The organism is Arthrobacter sp. T2-23, assembly GCF_055398325.1.
This window is the reverse complement of sequence record NZ_AP027917.1, coordinates 3,107,822-3,122,449: the sequence shown is the minus strand read 5'-3', so window position 1 is coordinate 3,122,449 and position 14,628 is coordinate 3,107,822. Positions and strand designations below refer to the sequence as shown.

Below are 14,628 nucleotides of genomic sequence, written 5' to 3'. Positions count from 1 at the left end.
CGCGGGGTCGCCTGCGGACGTTGGCAGCGCCGGACATGCCCTCCGCGCGGGCCGGGCAATGGACATAATGCCTATGTGCCCGCTCGTGGCCGCGAAGAATGAGCATGTGCCCCGCACCCGTTTCCGGACGGAGGACATGCCCCGCGTGAGGGCCGAAGAATGGACATGCCCTGCATCCGGGGTTTGGCCAATGGACATGCCCTCCGTTGGGGGCTGAACGATCGACATGCCCTGCATCCGGGGTTTGGCCAACGGACATGCCCTCCGCGCGGGCCGGGCAATGGACATAATGCCTATATGCCCGCTCGTGGCCGCGAAGAATGAGCATGCCCCGCACCCGTTTCCGGACGGAGGACATGCCCCGCGTGAGGGCCGAAGAATGGACATGCCCTCCGTTGGGGGGCTGGAGGAATGGACATGCCCTCTGCCCCAGTTCGGGCGGGCGTGTGGTCGCGGCTAGAGGGCGGCGCGCTGCCGCGACCGTGCGGCGTCGATCGTGGCCTGGCCGAGGACCCGGCTGCCCTGGTAGAGCACCACGGTCTGGCCGGGGGCCACGCCGCGCAGCGGCTCGGCGAGGGTAACCACGAGGTTGCCGGATCCCTCCGCGTGTTCCATCCGGGCCGTTGCCGGGACGGGGTCCCCGTGGGCCCGGACCTGGGCGTGGCAGTCGAAGTCCGCGCCGGTGGCGATCTCGGCGATCGGCAACCCGGCCCAGGAGACCTTGATGCCCCGGATCTCGTCGATGGCCAGGAGGGCCTCCGGGCCCACAACCACCTTGTTTTCCTTGGGCCGGATTTCCAGCACAAAGCGCGGCTTGCCGTCGGCGGCCGGGGTACCCAGCTTCAGGCCGCGGCGTTGGCCTACGGTAAAGGCGTTGGCGCCGGGGTGCTCGCCGACCTTGGCGCCGGACTCGTCCACGATGTCGCCGGTGGTCATCTCGATCTTCTCGGCCAGCCAGCCGGCGGTGTCACCGTCGGGGATGAAGCAGATGTCGTGGCTGTCGGGCTTGTTCGCCACCGAGAGCCCGCGGCGCTCCGCCTCCGCGCGGACCTCGGCCTTGGACGGGGTGTCGGCGAGCGGGAACATCGAGTGCCGGAGCTGTTCGTGCGTGAGGACGCCCAGCACGTAGCTCTGGTCCTTCGCCCAGTCAGCGGCGCGGTGCAGTTCCGGGTTGCCCTCGGCGTCGGTGATCACCTTGGCGTAGTGGCCGGTGCAGACCGCATCGAAGCCCAGGGCGATCGCCTTCTCCAGCAGGGCGGCGAACTTGATCCGCTCGTTGCAGCGCATGCAGGGGTTGGGGGTGCGGCCGGCGGCGTATTCGTCGATGAAGTCCTGGACGACGTCTTCCTTGAAACGCTCGGAGAAGTCCCACACGTAGTACGGGATGCCCAGCACGTCGCACGCCCGCCAGGCGTCGCGGGAGTCCTCGATGGTGCAGCAGCCGCGGCTGCCGGTGCGCAGCGTTCCGGGCATGCGGGAGAGGGCGAGGTGGACCCCGACGACGTCGTGGCCGGCCTCGACGGCGCGGGCTGCGGCGACGGCGGAATCGACGCCGCCGCTCATGGCTGCAAGAACTCGCATGCTGGCTTTCTCTGGGAAACGGGGGTTCGCGGGCGGTCGCCCCACGGCGTGGAGCTAACACAACGTCCGCCTGGCTATTCTATCGCCACGCCGATTCCTCCCCCAAAAAGCCTTGACGCCCCCGTCCCGTTCTTCTAGCGTCAAAATTAACAGTTTTAGAAACCCCTGGTTGTACCAACCCCTGGCACCAGCGCAGACGGGACAACAGAGATGGCTGTCGACAACATCGTGATTGTGGGCGGCGGGCTGGCCGGAGCCACCGCCGCCAAGACCCTGCGGGCCGAAGGCTACGAGGGGCCGGTGACCCTGCTCGCCGAGGAGCCGCATGCCCCCTATCTGCGGCCGCCGCTGTCCAAGGAGTACCTCCTCGGCAAGGACGGCGAGGAGGCGCTCCCCGTGGTTCCGGCCGACTGGTACGCGGAGAACGACGTCGAGCTGCGCCTGAGCGTTCCGGCCACCGCGCTGGACACCGGTGCCCGCACGGTGGACCTCGCCGACGGCGCGAGGCTCACCTATTCCGCGCTCCTGCTGGCCACCGGGGCACGTCCGCGCTCCATTGCGCTGCCCGGCAGCGACCTCGACGGCGTGATGACCTTCCGGACGCTGGAGGACAGCCGCCGGCTCCGGGACGCCCTGGCAGGCGGCGGCCGGAACGTGGTGATGGTCGGCTCGGGCTGGATCGGGATGGAACTGGCCGCAGCCGCGAACTCCTACGGCAACACCGTTACCCTGTTGGGGCTTGAAAAGGTACCGCTCGCGGCAGCGATCGGCCCGGAACTGGGAACCTTCTTCCGCTCGCTGCATGAATCGCACGGCGTGCGGTTCCGGCTGCCGGCGTCGGCCGCCGCTATCACGGGAGACGCCGGCCAAGTCACCGGCGTGCGCACCGACGCCGGCGAAGTCCTGGCAGCGGACCTGGTGGTGATCGCCGTCGGCGTCGTCCCCGAAACCTCGCTCGCCGCTGCCGCCGGCATCGAGCTGGACAACGGGATCCGCACGGACGCGTCGCTGCGTACCTCCGCCGCCGGGGTCTTTGCCGCCGGGGATGTCGCCAATGCCCTGCATCCGTTCACCGGCGGGCACCACCGCAGCGAGCATTGGTCCAACGCACTCAACGGCGGCAAGGTCGCCGGACGGGCGATGCTGGGCCGCGAGGCCGTGCTGGACACCATTCCGTACTTCTACACGGACCAGTACGACGTCAGCATGGAGTACTCCGGGTTCCCGACGCTCGTCGAAGGCCTGCCCGTGGTCCGGGGCTCGCTCGATGACCGGGAGTTCCTGGCCTTCTGGCAGCGCGGGGGCCGTGTGGTGGCAGGCATGAACGTCAACTGGCCCCGGTCCGCCAAGCCGCAGAAGGCCATCAAGGCCCTGATCACCGCACAGGCCCCGGTGAGCCCGGAGTCACTGGCGGACCCGGAGGTCCCGCTTGAGCAGTTGCTGCCGGAGGGCTAGCCTGAGCGCTAGCCGGTGGCAGTGTGGCGGGCGACGGTTCCGGCGGTCTGGATGCTGGACTCATGCCCGGCCATGCCGGCCTGGCGGGCGCGGGCGTACGCCGCCGGCAGGGCGGCCAGCAGGGCGTCGACGTCGGCGTCCGTGGACGCATGGCCCAGCGTGAAACGCTGGGCGCCGCGGGCCGTGTCCTCGTCCAGTCCCATCGCGAGCAGCACATGCGAGGGGCGCGGAACGCCGGCGGTGCAGGCGGACCCGGTGGAGGACTCCACCCCCGCGAGGTCCAGCAGGAACAGCAGGGAGTCGCCCTCGCAGCCGGGGAAGGTGAAATGCGCGTTGCCCGGCAGCCGGCCGGCCCCGGGGGCCCCGCGCAGCACGGCCTCCGGCACGGCGGCGCGGACGCCCTCGATCAGGCGGTCCCGGAGCGCGGAGATCCGTGCGGACTCCCCCGCCAGTTTTCCGGTGACGGCCTCCGCCGCCGCCGCGAAGGCCGCGATTGACGCGGTATCCAGGGTCCCGGAGCGCACGTCGCGCTCCTGTCCCCCGCCGTGCTGGACCGGGGTCAGCTTGACGGCGCGGCCCAGGAGCAGGGCGCCGACGCCGACCGGACCGCCGATCTTGTGCCCCGAGATGGACATCGCGTCCAGGCCTGTCCCGCGGAAATCGACCGGCACGGAGCCGAATGCCTGCACGGCGTCGGAATGCACGGGCACACCGGCGGCGTGTGCGAGGCGCACAACGTCGGCGACGGGCTGGATGCTGCCCACCTCGTTGTTGGCCCACATGGCGGTCACCAGGGCGATCGAGGCGGGGTCCTCGGCCAGCTCGGCCTCCAGCGCGGCCAGGTCCAGCACGCCCTCGGCGTCGACCGGCAGCCAGCGCACGTCCGCGCCTTCATGCCGTTCCAGCCATTCGACGGTGTCCAGCACGGCGTGGTGTTCGACGGTGGAGCACAGGATCCGGGTCCGCCGGGGGTCCTCGGCGCGGCGGGCCCAGTAAAGGCCCTTGACGGCGAGGTTGTCGGCCTCCGTGCCGCCGGAGGTGAAGATGACTTCCGAGGGATGCGCCCCGGCCGCGGCTGCCAGCGCCTCGCGGGCGTCCTCGACGGCACGGCGGGCGCGGCGGCCGGAACCGTGGAGTGAGGAGGGGTTGCCGGTGCGGGACAGCTCACGCGTCAGCGCGGCGAGCGCCTCGGCGGCGAGCGGCGTGGTGGCGGCGTGGTCTAGGTAAACGGGCACAGCCCAATTCTACCGTCGCGTGCTGGCGGGGGCGGGGGCCGCCTCCCGACAGCACGGCGCCGGACGGCCGCCGCGCTGGTGTACATTCGAGCGGTGAAGGCGTCCCTGTACCTCGTCCTGGCCACCCTGTTCTGGTCCGGAAATTTCGTCGTCGGCCAGGCCGCTGTCGCCTCAATGACCCCCATGGACCTGACCTTCTGGCGCTGGACGCTGGCTGCGCTGCCGCTGCTGGCCCTGGCCCACTTCGTGGAAAAGCCGGACTGGGGGGCGGTGCTGCGCCGCTGGCCGGTGCTGCTGCTGCTGAGCGTGCTGGGCATGAGCGGCTATACCCTGCTGCTCTACGGTGCGCTGGGCTACACCTCCGCGATGAACGCCTCGCTGATCACGGCGGCCAATCCCGCGCTGATCGTGGTGATGGCGATCGTCCTGCTCGGCGAGAAGACCACCCGTCTGGGCTGGCTTGGCATCGGGCTGGGGCTGCTGGGGGTACTGCTGGTTCTGACCCGCGGCGAACTGCAGCGGGTTTTCAGCCTCTCGATCAACACCGGCGAACTGATGATGATCGGCGCCATTGTCGTCTGGGGCAGCTACACGATCATCGCCCGCCGGCTGGACATCCCCGCCATCGCCGCCACCGCGGTGCAGGTCACCATCGCCACCGTGACGCTGGCGCCCTTCGCCCTCGCGCTGCACGTACGGTTCCCGGAGACCCCGGCCGAAGGCTGGTCGCTGGCCTACATTGCCGTCTTCCCCTCGCTGGGTGCCTACCTGTTCTGGAACCTGGCGCTGAAGTCCACCCCGCCGGGGACCGCGGGGAACTACCTGAACCTGATGGTGGTGTTCACGGCGCTCATTACGGTCGCGCTGGGGACGCCGCTGACACTCGTCCAGGTCGTCGGCGGCGCCATGGTGGTCGCCGGAGTCCTGCTGACCGGCCTCAAGGGGCAGGCCAGGCTCAAGCCGGCCTGATCCGGGCGCAGCACTGGGCCGGCGTCGCGGCATCCCGCGCCCTGAGCTCCTCGATGTCGAGCGCCTCCACCCGGTCCGGGTCCACACCGCAGCCCGCAGCGGCGCCGGCCAGGAAGGCGCCGTTCATGGCGCAGACCACGGCCGTGTGGCCCTTGGCCACCCGGTGGAAGGGACAGTTGAGCAGCACCAGCCCGCCGGCGCCGTCGTCCGCGGGCAGGTACCCCTCCTCGGCGAGGAGCGCGCCAAAGTCACCCCCGCCGGAGGACTCCCCCGCGGCCACCCCGCGCATGCGGGCCGCCTGCAGCAGCGCGTCCCGGGCGGATCCGCCGTCGGCCGCGGATTGTTCAACGGCGGTCACCAGCAGTTCGGCGGCCAGGTCGTAGCTGCGCTCCGGAACCGACGCCGAGACCTCCTGCACGGCGGCACGGTAGAGCTTGGCCGGACGGCCCGAGCCCGGGCCTTCCTTGCCGCCGATTTTCCGGAACTCCACCGCCAGCAGGCCGTCGTGGACCAGGCGGTCCAGATGAAAGGACGCCGTGCTGCGGGCCAGCCCCAGCGAACCGGCCGCATCGTCGCGGCTGACGGCATCCTCCGCGGCGGCGACGAAGCGGAAGAGGCGCCGGCGGCTCTCATCGCCCAGCGAGGCCACGGCGGCCAGCCTCCGGCTCCACGAAAAGGGGTTCATAAATCCACCCTAACTCTAAAAACAAGATTCATTGCTTAACCTGCTCTTCCATTCTAAAATCAAGATATCCATTTTTAGAAGGAGTGCAAGATGAAATCTTCAACCACACTGGCAGCCCCAGCCCCGACCGTCGCGGCCGGCGCCCAGCGGCAGGCCTTCCTGCTGCTGCGCACGGTTTTCACGGTGGCGCCGATCATTTTCGGCCTGGACAAGTTCACCAACCTGCTCACCCATTGGACGATGTACCTCGCCCCCGTGGCGACGTCGGTGGTCCCCCTGCCGGCGCAAACGTTGATGTACATCGTCGGCGTCGTGGAAATTGTTGCCGGCCTCGCGGTAGCCCTCCGGCCCCGCTTCGGGTCGCTGCTCGTCGCCGTCTGGCTGCTGGGCATCATCATCAACCTGCTGGTCCTGGGCAGCTACTTCGACGTGGCGCTTCGTGATTTCGGCCTGCTGGTCGGGGCACTAGCCCTGAACCGGCTCTCGCCGGTCAGGGGCCGGTAGCCTCGCCTGCGTCGGCGCGGGCCGCCGCGAGGCAGCCCGCGTCGACGCGCGCCTATGCCAGCACCCGCAGGGCGCCGGGAACGACGTCGATGGTCAGCGGCAACGGCCCGACGCGTTCGCCGTCTGCATAGGCGACGACGCCGTGCGCCTCCAGCTCAACCCGACGGACCCGGCGGATCTGCACGGCCGGGTGGCCCACGTGCTTGCCGGAGAACACCTTGGGGAACACCGCCAGGAATCCCGCGCGGGACAGCGGCCGGACGATGAACAGGTCCAGGTACCCGTCGTCGAGCACCGCGTCGGGCACGACCTTCATGCCGCCGCCGATCGACTGTCCGTTGGCCACCGAAATCAGCATGGCCCCCTGCTGCCAGCGTTCACCGTCGGCCGTCACGGTGTACTCAATGGCGCCGAAGGTAGCCAGCTCGCGCAGCATGGCCAGGTTGTACCGGGCGCGGCCCCGCGGCCACCGCCACGCGTTGGCGCGCTCGTTGACAGCCGCATCGAAACCAGCCGACACAACGCCGGCAAACCAGTGCGTCCGGCCGCCCGCGCGCACCCGGCCGGCGTCGATCACGCGGCCGCCCGCGGGCAGCGCCGCGAGGATCCGGGCGGCCGCCGCGGGGACGTTGTGCCGCGGCAGCCCAAGCGCCCGGGCCATGTCGTTTCCCGTGCCGCTCGGAATGATGCCAAGGGCGGTCGCGCCGAAGGTGGCACCTGATCCGGCGAGCGCATTCACGCCAAGGTGCACCATTCCGTCGCCACCGGCCACCACCAGCGCGTCCACCCCGTCGGCCAGGGCCTTGTCCACGGACCGGGACAGCAGCTCGTAACTGTCCTCGCACAACAACTGGACCTGCACGCCGGCCGCGCGGAAACACTCCGCCGCTTCGCGGCCGGCATGCCGTCCTCGGCCAAAGGAGGCGCGCGGATTGACGGCGAGGGCGATCTTCATGGGCTGAATTATGCCAGCCACCGGGAACCATCCACGGCTGCGCGCTCGTTATCCACCCAGCCGGTTAAACTGGCCACGCCGGAGGTCCAGGCCGGACCCGCTCCACAGACGCAGAGGATTCTTGCTTGACGCAGGGCAGCAGCTCGCATTACCAGGTCCTCAGGATCCCTGTCACGGCGACGGACAAGGACATCAAGGTGGCCTACCGCAGGGCCGCCCGCACGGCGCACCCCGACCACGGCGGCGACGCCGCTACCTTCCGCCGGGTGACCCTGGCCTACGAGACCCTCATCGATGCGAAGCGCCGCGCCGACTACGACCGCTCCTACGGCAGCGGCACCGCATTTTCCAGCCGGACGGCCCCGGCCGAGGAAGGGGCGCACTTCGACGCGCCCGCCGCCGGGAGCCGGGCATCCGCGCATGTCCGCCGGCCCAACACGCCGCGGAACACCGCCGCGGACGCCCCGGTGTACGTGCCCTCCTTCGAGGAGGTGGCGGCAAGCGGCGAGGTGCCGCTGATCCCGGAGCCGGTGGCCCGGCAGCAGGTCCACGGCATGCCCCGCAAACGCGGACTCTTCGGCGCTGAGGCACGCATCCAGCGCGAAATGCGGACGGTCCAGCTGATCACCCGGCAGATCCTGCCGGCCATACCCGCCGCCCGCCTGGTTAACGGACTGCAGTCCCCGGCGGACAACAGCCACATTGACCATGTCCTGCTCTCCGGCTACCGGCTGGCCGTCATCGGTTCGATGCTCCTGCCGCCGGGCGCCTACGCCTGGAACGGCAGCACCCTGAACCACGGCGGCCGTTCCATCGCCCCGCCGCAGCTGGCGCACGTGGTGCGCAGGATGCAGGACATCTTCCCCGAACTCAACGTCACCGGCTGGACGGTTGTCCACAGCACCGACGGCAACCTGCACGAACCAGTGATCGACCGGCACGGACGCCCCCGGGATCGGGGCGACAACCACGAGATTGTGCAGGTCGTCAACGCCGCCGGGTTGGCCCGCGGCCTCAAGCAGTTCCTCAGTTCCGGGCCGGCCCCGAACACGGTGAACGTTCCGGTGCTCGCCCGGCTGCTGCGCGGAATGCACTAGCGTCCCGGACCGCTCGCTAGGATGGAAACGTGTTCCGCATCCTCTTCCACAGCCCCGAAATTCCCGGCAATACCGGCAACGCCATCCGACTGGCCGCCATCACGGGGGCAGAGCTGCACCTCGTGGAACCGCTGGGTTTTGATTTTTCCGATGCCAAGCTCCGCCGCGCCGGCCTGGACTACCACGACCTCGCCGTCGTCACCGTGCACCCGGACATCGACGCCGCCTGGGAGGCGCTGGCACCGGAGCGCGTTTTTGCGTTCACCTCCGACGGCGAAACCTCCTACACGGACATCGGCTACCTGCCCGGCGACGTGCTGATGTTCGGCCGGGAATCCGTGGGCCTCTCCGAGGAACTGAAGCACGACCCGCATGTGACGTCCCGCGTCCGGCTGCCGATGCTGCCGGCGCTGCGCTCGCTGAACCTGGCCAATGCGGCGTCGATCGCCGTCTACGAGGCCTGGCGCCAGCACGGCTTCGCGGGAGCGAAGCTCTAGCAGCGCTGCCGACCGGTGCGGGTGGGAAGGTCCGCCCGCGAACGAACCCCGAAGTCCGGCCCATCCGGGTCCGCCGCTGCTCCGAATGCCTTCTGAGAGACCATTCCAGGCTAAACGTCGAAGGGAGCGAGGAACGGCAGGTGAGCACAATGCAGGTGGATAGACGCCCGGCCCCCCAGGCTGCGGGCAACCACGGCGCTGTCGAAGCCCGTCCTGGCCCGCGTTCCGCGGCTGGCGCCTTATGCTTGAAGGCGATGGACACTCCGAATGCCCCGAACCCCGAGGCCGCCGCTCCCCCCAGCGCCCCAGCCGACCTGAACCGCCGGCTGTCAGCTCTGCTCGGGCAGATCGCCGACGGGGACCAGGCCGCTTTCGCCGAGTTTTACCAGCTCACCTCGCGCCGCGTTTTTGGCATGGCCCGCCGGGTCCTGATTGACCCGGAGCTGAGCGAGGACACCACCCAGGAGGTCTTCCTCCAGGTCTGGCAGAACGCGGCGAAGTTCAACGCCGACGTCGGCAGTCCGCTCGCCTGGCTGATGACGATTTCGCACCGCCGGGCCGTGGACAAGGTCCGCTCCTCGCAGTCGTCCACCGACCGGGAGTCCAAGTATGGCGCCAGCAGCCAGGAGATCGACCACGACTCCGTCTCCGACGAGGTCGGCAGCCGCCTCGAAGCCGAAGCGGTGGTTCGCTGCCTGGACACGCTGACCGACACGCAGCAGGAATCCGTCCGCCTCGCCTACTACGGCGGGCTGACCTACCGGGAAGTCGCCGAGAAACTCAACGCGGCCGTTCCCACCATCAAGTCCCGCATCCGCGACGGACTAATCCGCCTGAAGACCTGCTTGGGGGTGAGTTGAGATGAACGACATGAATCCACAGGACGGCGCCGGCACGCCCGGCAGCTTTTCCACCGACATCGCCGGCGACCTCAGCTCCGGCCGCGCCGTCGACCTCGCCGAGGTCTACGCGCTGCACGCCCTCGACGACGCCGAACGCGACGCCGTCGACCGCTACCTCGCCGACGCCCCGCCGGCCGAGCGCGCCGAGTTCGAACAGCGCGTCCGGCAGGCACGCGAGACACTGGCCATGAGCTTCAGCGCGGAGGAGGAACCGCCGGCCGGGCTCTTCGACCGCATCGTCTCGGCCCTTCCCGCACAAGGTGCCCGGACCGCCGCCGGCGGGCACGCCTCCCCCGCCGTTGCCCCGGTGGTGGCCCGGCCGGTCCGGGACAACGCCGAACTTCCGGTCACGGACGAACTCGGTGCCGCCCGCAAGCGCCGGGAGGAGCGGCGGCGACCGCAGGGCACCCGCAACTGGCTGATCGGCGTCGCCGCGGCAGCCGCGATTGCCGTGGGCGGAGTCGGCGTGGGCGCCTACGTCGCCAACCAGAACGACCCGCTCAACCAGGTGATGCAGGCCGGCGACGTGCGCAAGGCGACGATCGACGTGGTCGGCGGCGGCACGGCCTCGCTCACGCTCTCGCCCTCCAAGGACGCCGCGGTGGTAAAGATGAACGGCGTGCCCGCCCCGCCCTCGGGCAAGGTCTACCAGATGTGGCTGATCCCCAAGGACGGTTCGGCCCCGGTTTCCAAGGGCCTGATGGACGCCGAAGCGCTGTCCAAGCCTGCCGTCGTCACGGGCATCGGCTCTGCCGCCGCCCTGGGCATCACGGTGGAGCCGGCGGGCGGCTCGAAGACACCCACGATGCCGACCGTGGCCTCGGCCCCGCTGGGCGCCTAGGACCAAACAAAAACAAAGCCGCGCAGGACCCCCTCGGGCCTGCGCGGCTTTGTTGTGCCGGCGTGGTGTTGTCCGTGCGCCGCTAGATGACCAGCGAGAGCAGCATCACGAAGCCGAACCCCACCACGGAGATCAGTGTTTCCATTACGGACCAGGTCTTGAACGTCTGGCCGACGCTGAGGCCGAAGAGTTCCTTCACCAGCCAGAATCCGGCGTCGTTGACGTGCGAAAGGAAGAGCGAGCCGGCGCCGATCGCGAGGGCCAGCAGCGCCGCATGGGTCGGGGACAGCGAGCTGGCCAGCGGGGCAACGATGCCGGCCGCCGTCACGGTGGCCACGGTGGCAGAGCCCGTCGCCAGGCGGAGCGCGACCGCCACGAGGAAGCCAAGCACCAGCACGGACATGTTGGCGCCCTCGGCCCACTTCTTGACCGCGTCGCCGACTCCGGCGCCGATCAGGGTCTGCTTGAAGCCGCCGCCGGCGCCGACGATCAGCAGGATTGCGGCAATCGGGCCGAGGCTCGCACCGATCTTGGCGGTGATCTTGTTTCCGGTGAAGCCGACGGCGTAGCCGAAGGTTCCGATGGCCAGCAGCACGGCCAGGGTCATTGCCACCAGGGGCTGGCCGACGAAGTCGAAGAAGACCCGGATCCACGGTGCCGTTTTGGCGTCAGGCCAGATGATGTCCACGACGGCCTTGAGCAGCATCAGCACCACGGGGAAGATGATGGTCAGCAGTGTCACCAGGAAGCTGGGCTGGCGCTTGACGCCTTCCAGGTCGGCCCCGTGCTCGGTGTCGATGCCGCCCGCGACGGCGGGGGCGCCCACGGGAACCCATCTGGCGGCGAGCCGGGAAAACAGCGGCCCGCAGATGATGACGGTGGGGATGGCGACCAGGAGCCCGAGCGCGAGCGTGGTGCCGAGATCCGCCTTGACGGCGCTGATCGCGATCAGGGGTCCCGGGTGCGGCGGCACCAGGCCGTGCAGCACCGACAGCCCGGCCAGGGCCGGGATCGCGACGCGCATGAGCGGCATCCTGGAGCGCTGCGTGACCAGGACGATCACCGGCAGCAGCAACACCAGGCCGATTTCGAAGAACATCGGCAGGCCGATGATCACCGCAACGAGCGTGATGGACCAGACCACGCGGTTGCCGCTGGCCTTGGCAAGGAGTGTGTCCACCACCCGGTTGGCCCCGCCGGAATCCGCCAGGAGCTTGCCGAGCATGGCGCCGAGGGCGATCAGCAGGCCGACCTCCTTCAGGACGCCGCCGACCCCGTCCTCGAAGTTGGTGATGATCTTGGCCAGTTCCACGCCGGAGGCCAGGCCGACGAACGCCGTGCCGAGCACGAGGGCGAGGAAGGGGTGGAGCTTGAACTTGGCGATCAGCACCACGATGAGTGCGATGCCGAGGGCGGCGACTACCAGGAGTCGGGTGTCGTGGCCTGTCCAGGCCTCGACGGCAGCCGGAAGCTGCAGTGCTGCAAGAGAATTCAAAACGTGTTCCTAGCTGGGAATGAAGGGTGGTGGCCGGCGCGCGGTCAGTGCGTGCCGGCGTCGGACGCGGCGGCGGCGTCGTCGAGGTGGAGCCGGTCAATGATTTCCTGCGCCTCTTCCGCAGGCGTTGCGCCGACACAGAGGGTCATAAAGTTTTCGTCCTCGGTGGGCGCCTCCAGCGCCTCGAACTGGGACTCCAGCAGCGCAGGCGGCATGAAGTGGCCGTGCCGCGAGGCGAGCCGGTCCGAAATCCGGTCCTTGCTGCCCTCGAGGAAGACAAAGACGACGCCCTCTCCGCGCAGCACGTCCCGGTAACGCTTCTTCAGGGCCGAGCAGGTCACGACGCCGGGCATCCCGGCCTCAGTGTGCGCCCGGATCCAAGCGGCAATGCTGTCCAGCCAGGGCCAGCGGTCTTCGTCCGTCAGCGGCTGTCCGGCGTGCATTTTGGCCACATTGGACGCAGGGTGCAGGTCGTCGCCTTCGGCGAGTTCCCAACCGAGCCGGCCTGCCAGCAGGCCGGCCACGGTGGATTTTCCCGAGCCCGATACGCCCATGACGACCAGAACGGGGTGCTGCGCAGTCTTCGCCATTAAAGTCTGCCTTCCATCAATAAATATGATTTAAACAATGGCAAGCATATGGCAGCGGTCCCGCGCGGGCAACACTAGAAGCCGGCGATGGTTCCTGGGCCGTTGACGGCGACGACGTGGAAGGCTTCGGCGCTGCGCCCGTCGGCCAGCCCGCCGCGTTGCGCGGTGCCCAGCATGAGGCCGCGGACGGTGCGTTCCATGGCCTCGACGTCCGGGTGCTGGCTGACGTGGATGTGGATGGCGGCGAGCTTGGCCTCGACGTGCCCGGTGACGTCGACAAAGTGGTTTTCGCGTTCCTCCGGGCCGGCGAAGAGCCAGAGCCAGGGCAGCTTGTAGGCCGCCAGCCCGGCGTCGGCCAGCTCAGGATAGGCGAAGGGGTTCTCCAGCGCAGGGTACACCGCCCTGGTCACCGCCTCCCCCACCGCCAGGTGGTCCGGGTGGCTCTTCTGGATGCGGTTCCAGTTGCGTTCGGGATGCGTGGCCAGCACGACGTTGGGACGGAGCTGGCGGATCAGGCGCACCACCTCGCGCATGACCTCATGCGAGGCCTCGAGATAGCCGTCGCGCTGGTGGAGGTAATGGATGTCGGTGACGCCCACGAGCGCGGCGGCGCGCTGCTGCTCTTCCGTCCGCAGCCGCACGATTTCGTCACGCTGCGCCGGGTCGAAGCCGCCGGCGTCGCCGTCGGTCATGATGCAGTAGCTGACCTGGACCCCGGCGGCGGTCCACGCGGCGATGGTGCCCGCGGCGCCGAAATCGACGTCGTCCGGGTGGGCGGTGAAACAAAGCACCCGCTCGATCCGGTGGTGCTCCGGATCGAACGGGCTTTGTGCCGAGACGGCGTTGGTGCTCAATGGCCTGCCCTGCGCTTCTTGATTTCCTCGGTGGCCTGCGGGAGCACCTGGAAGAGGTCGCCCACGATGCCGAAGTCGGCGATCTCGAAGACCGGTGACTCCGCGTCCTTGTTGACGGCCACGATCACCTTGGCGGTCTGCATGCCGGCCTTCTGCTGGATGGCTCCGGAGATGCCGGCCGAGATGTAGAGCTGCGGCGAGACGGTCTTGCCGGTCTGACCGATCTGGGCGTCGTGGCCGATCCAGCCGGCGTCCGTGGCCGCGCGGGAGGCGCCGATGGCCGCGCCCAGGACGTCTGCCAGGTCCTCGACGGGTCCGAAGTTGCCGTCCACGCCGCGGCCGCCGGCCACCACGATCCGGGCCTCGGAGAGGTCGGGCCGGCCGCTGGCGGCCTTTTCGTTCCGGGCGGTGACGCGCGCTGCTCCGGCCGTGGCATCGGCCGGCAATTCCACGGTGACAGGCTGCGGGGCGGTCGCCGCGGCGGCCTGCTCCGGCTCGACGCTGTTCGGTTTGACGGTCAGGACGGCCACCGGGGTGGTGGCTTTCGCCGTGGTGGTGTAGGAGCCGGCGAGCACCGACTTGTGCGCCGTGCCGTCCGGGTCCACCGCGACGACGTCGGTGATGACGCCGGCGCCGAGCTTGATGCCCAGCCGCGCCGCGATCTCCTTGCCCTCGGCCGAGTTCTCGGCGAGCACAACGGTCGCCCCGGAGGTCTCCGCGGCGGCGGCGAGGAACGCGGCTTTCGGGCCGATGAGGTAGTCGTTGAGATCCGCGGCGGCAGGAACGTAGAGTTCCGCGGCGCCGTACGCGCCGAGGCCGGCGGCGACGTCGTCCTGCAGTTCTCCGTTGAACGCCACCGCCGGCTCGCCCAGGGAGCGGGCGATGGTAAGCAGTTCCAGGCTGGACTTCTTCAGCGCGGCCCCGGGAGTGTCAATGAATACAAGTACTTTTGCCATGTCCGGTTCTCC

General features: G+C 69.5%; 15 protein-coding genes. 7 read left to right on the top strand and 8 right to left on the bottom strand.

The window, feature by feature from the left end:
• Positions 1-456: 456 nt before the first annotated feature.
• Complete coding sequence (gene mnmA, locus ACZ5Z0_RS14600; protein WP_464110797.1) at positions 457-1,563, bottom strand: tRNA 2-thiouridine(34) synthase MnmA; 1,107 nt, start codon at positions 1,561-1,563, stop codon at positions 457-459.
• Positions 1,564-1,791: 228 nt separating this feature from the next.
• Between mnmA and ACZ5Z0_RS14595 the strand changes: the two genes are divergently transcribed.
• The gene (locus ACZ5Z0_RS14595) at positions 1,792-3,036 is read left to right on the top strand and encodes an NAD(P)/FAD-dependent oxidoreductase (RefSeq protein ID WP_464109044.1); all 1,245 of its coding nucleotides are present in this window, start codon (positions 1,792-1,794) and stop codon (positions 3,034-3,036) included.
• 8 nt (positions 3,037-3,044) lie between these two features.
• On the opposite strand, the gene ACZ5Z0_RS14590 is transcribed toward ACZ5Z0_RS14595, so the two are convergent.
• Complete coding sequence (locus ACZ5Z0_RS14590) at positions 3,045-4,271, bottom strand: cysteine desulfurase family protein (protein WP_464109043.1); 1,227 nt, start codon at positions 4,269-4,271, stop codon at positions 3,045-3,047.
• A gap of 93 nt (positions 4,272-4,364) precedes the next feature.
• Here ACZ5Z0_RS14590 and ACZ5Z0_RS14585 point away from each other — a divergent pair, with 93 nt between their 5' ends.
• Complete coding sequence (locus tag ACZ5Z0_RS14585) at positions 4,365-5,240, top strand: DMT family transporter (protein ID WP_464109042.1); 876 nt, start codon at positions 4,365-4,367, stop codon at positions 5,238-5,240.
• Here ACZ5Z0_RS14585 and ACZ5Z0_RS14580 read toward each other — a convergent pair.
• Positions 5,227-5,925 carry a helix-turn-helix transcriptional regulator gene (locus tag ACZ5Z0_RS14580; protein ID WP_464109041.1) on the bottom strand — a complete coding sequence of 233 codons (699 nt, stop codon included), beginning with the start codon at positions 5,923-5,925 and terminating at the stop codon, positions 5,227-5,229. The genes ACZ5Z0_RS14585 and ACZ5Z0_RS14580 overlap by 14 nt on opposite strands.
• Positions 5,926-6,015: 90 nt before the next feature.
• Between ACZ5Z0_RS14580 and ACZ5Z0_RS14575 the strand changes: the two genes are divergently transcribed.
• On the top strand, positions 6,016-6,429 hold the full coding sequence (locus ACZ5Z0_RS14575; protein WP_464109040.1) for a hypothetical protein: 414 nt from the start codon (positions 6,016-6,018) through the stop codon (positions 6,427-6,429).
• Positions 6,430-6,481: 52 nt separating this feature from the next.
• On the opposite strand, the gene ACZ5Z0_RS14570 is transcribed toward ACZ5Z0_RS14575, so the two are convergent.
• Positions 6,482-7,384 carry a diacylglycerol/lipid kinase family protein gene (locus ACZ5Z0_RS14570; RefSeq protein ID WP_464109039.1) on the bottom strand — a complete coding sequence of 301 codons (903 nt, stop codon included), beginning with the start codon at positions 7,382-7,384 and terminating at the stop codon, positions 6,482-6,484.
• Positions 7,385-7,509: 125 nt separating this feature from the next.
• On the opposite strand from ACZ5Z0_RS14570, the gene ACZ5Z0_RS14565 reads away from it, so the two are divergent.
• The 4 genes from ACZ5Z0_RS14565 (at position 7,510) to ACZ5Z0_RS14550 (ending at position 10,721) form a co-directional block, all read left to right on the top strand.
• A complete protein-coding gene (locus ACZ5Z0_RS14565; RefSeq protein WP_464109038.1) occupies positions 7,510-8,481 on the top strand; it encodes a J domain-containing protein in 972 nt (323 codons plus the stop codon).
• 29 nt (positions 8,482-8,510) lie between these two features.
• On the top strand, positions 8,511-8,978 hold the full coding sequence (locus tag ACZ5Z0_RS14560) for a tRNA (cytidine(34)-2'-O)-methyltransferase (RefSeq protein ID WP_138768792.1): 468 nt from the start codon (positions 8,511-8,513) through the stop codon (positions 8,976-8,978).
• A gap of 254 nt (positions 8,979-9,232) precedes the next feature.
• Entirely contained in the window at positions 9,233-9,838 is a 606-nt protein-coding gene (gene sigK, locus ACZ5Z0_RS14555) for an ECF RNA polymerase sigma factor SigK (RefSeq protein ID WP_464109037.1), read from the top strand.
• A gap of 1 nt (position 9,839) precedes the next feature.
• The gene (locus ACZ5Z0_RS14550; protein WP_464109036.1) at positions 9,840-10,721 is read left to right on the top strand and encodes an anti-sigma factor; all 882 of its coding nucleotides are present in this window, start codon (positions 9,840-9,842) and stop codon (positions 10,719-10,721) included.
• Between the two features lie 82 nt (positions 10,722-10,803).
• Here the strand turns inward: ACZ5Z0_RS14550 and ACZ5Z0_RS14545 are convergent, their stop codons facing one another.
• The 4 genes from ACZ5Z0_RS14545 to ACZ5Z0_RS14530 all read right to left on the bottom strand — a co-directional run bounded on the left by ACZ5Z0_RS14545 (position 10,804) and on the right by ACZ5Z0_RS14530 (position 14,616).
• Positions 10,804-12,216 (bottom strand): GntT/GntP/DsdX family permease, encoded by a 1,413-nt coding sequence (locus tag ACZ5Z0_RS14545; RefSeq protein ID WP_464109035.1) that lies wholly within the window; start codon positions 12,214-12,216, stop codon positions 10,804-10,806.
• A 44-nt stretch (positions 12,217-12,260) separates the two neighbouring features.
• A complete protein-coding gene (locus ACZ5Z0_RS14540) occupies positions 12,261-12,806 on the bottom strand; it encodes a gluconokinase (RefSeq protein WP_464109034.1) in 546 nt (181 codons plus the stop codon).
• Between the two features lie 74 nt (positions 12,807-12,880).
• Positions 12,881-13,660 (bottom strand): PIG-L deacetylase family protein, encoded by a 780-nt coding sequence (locus ACZ5Z0_RS14535; protein WP_464109033.1) that lies wholly within the window; start codon positions 13,658-13,660, stop codon positions 12,881-12,883.
• A complete protein-coding gene (locus tag ACZ5Z0_RS14530; RefSeq protein WP_464109032.1) occupies positions 13,657-14,616 on the bottom strand; it encodes an electron transfer flavoprotein subunit alpha/FixB family protein in 960 nt (319 codons plus the stop codon). The genes ACZ5Z0_RS14535 and ACZ5Z0_RS14530 overlap by 4 nt, the downstream gene beginning before the upstream one ends.
• Positions 14,617-14,628: the final 12 nt, after the last annotated feature.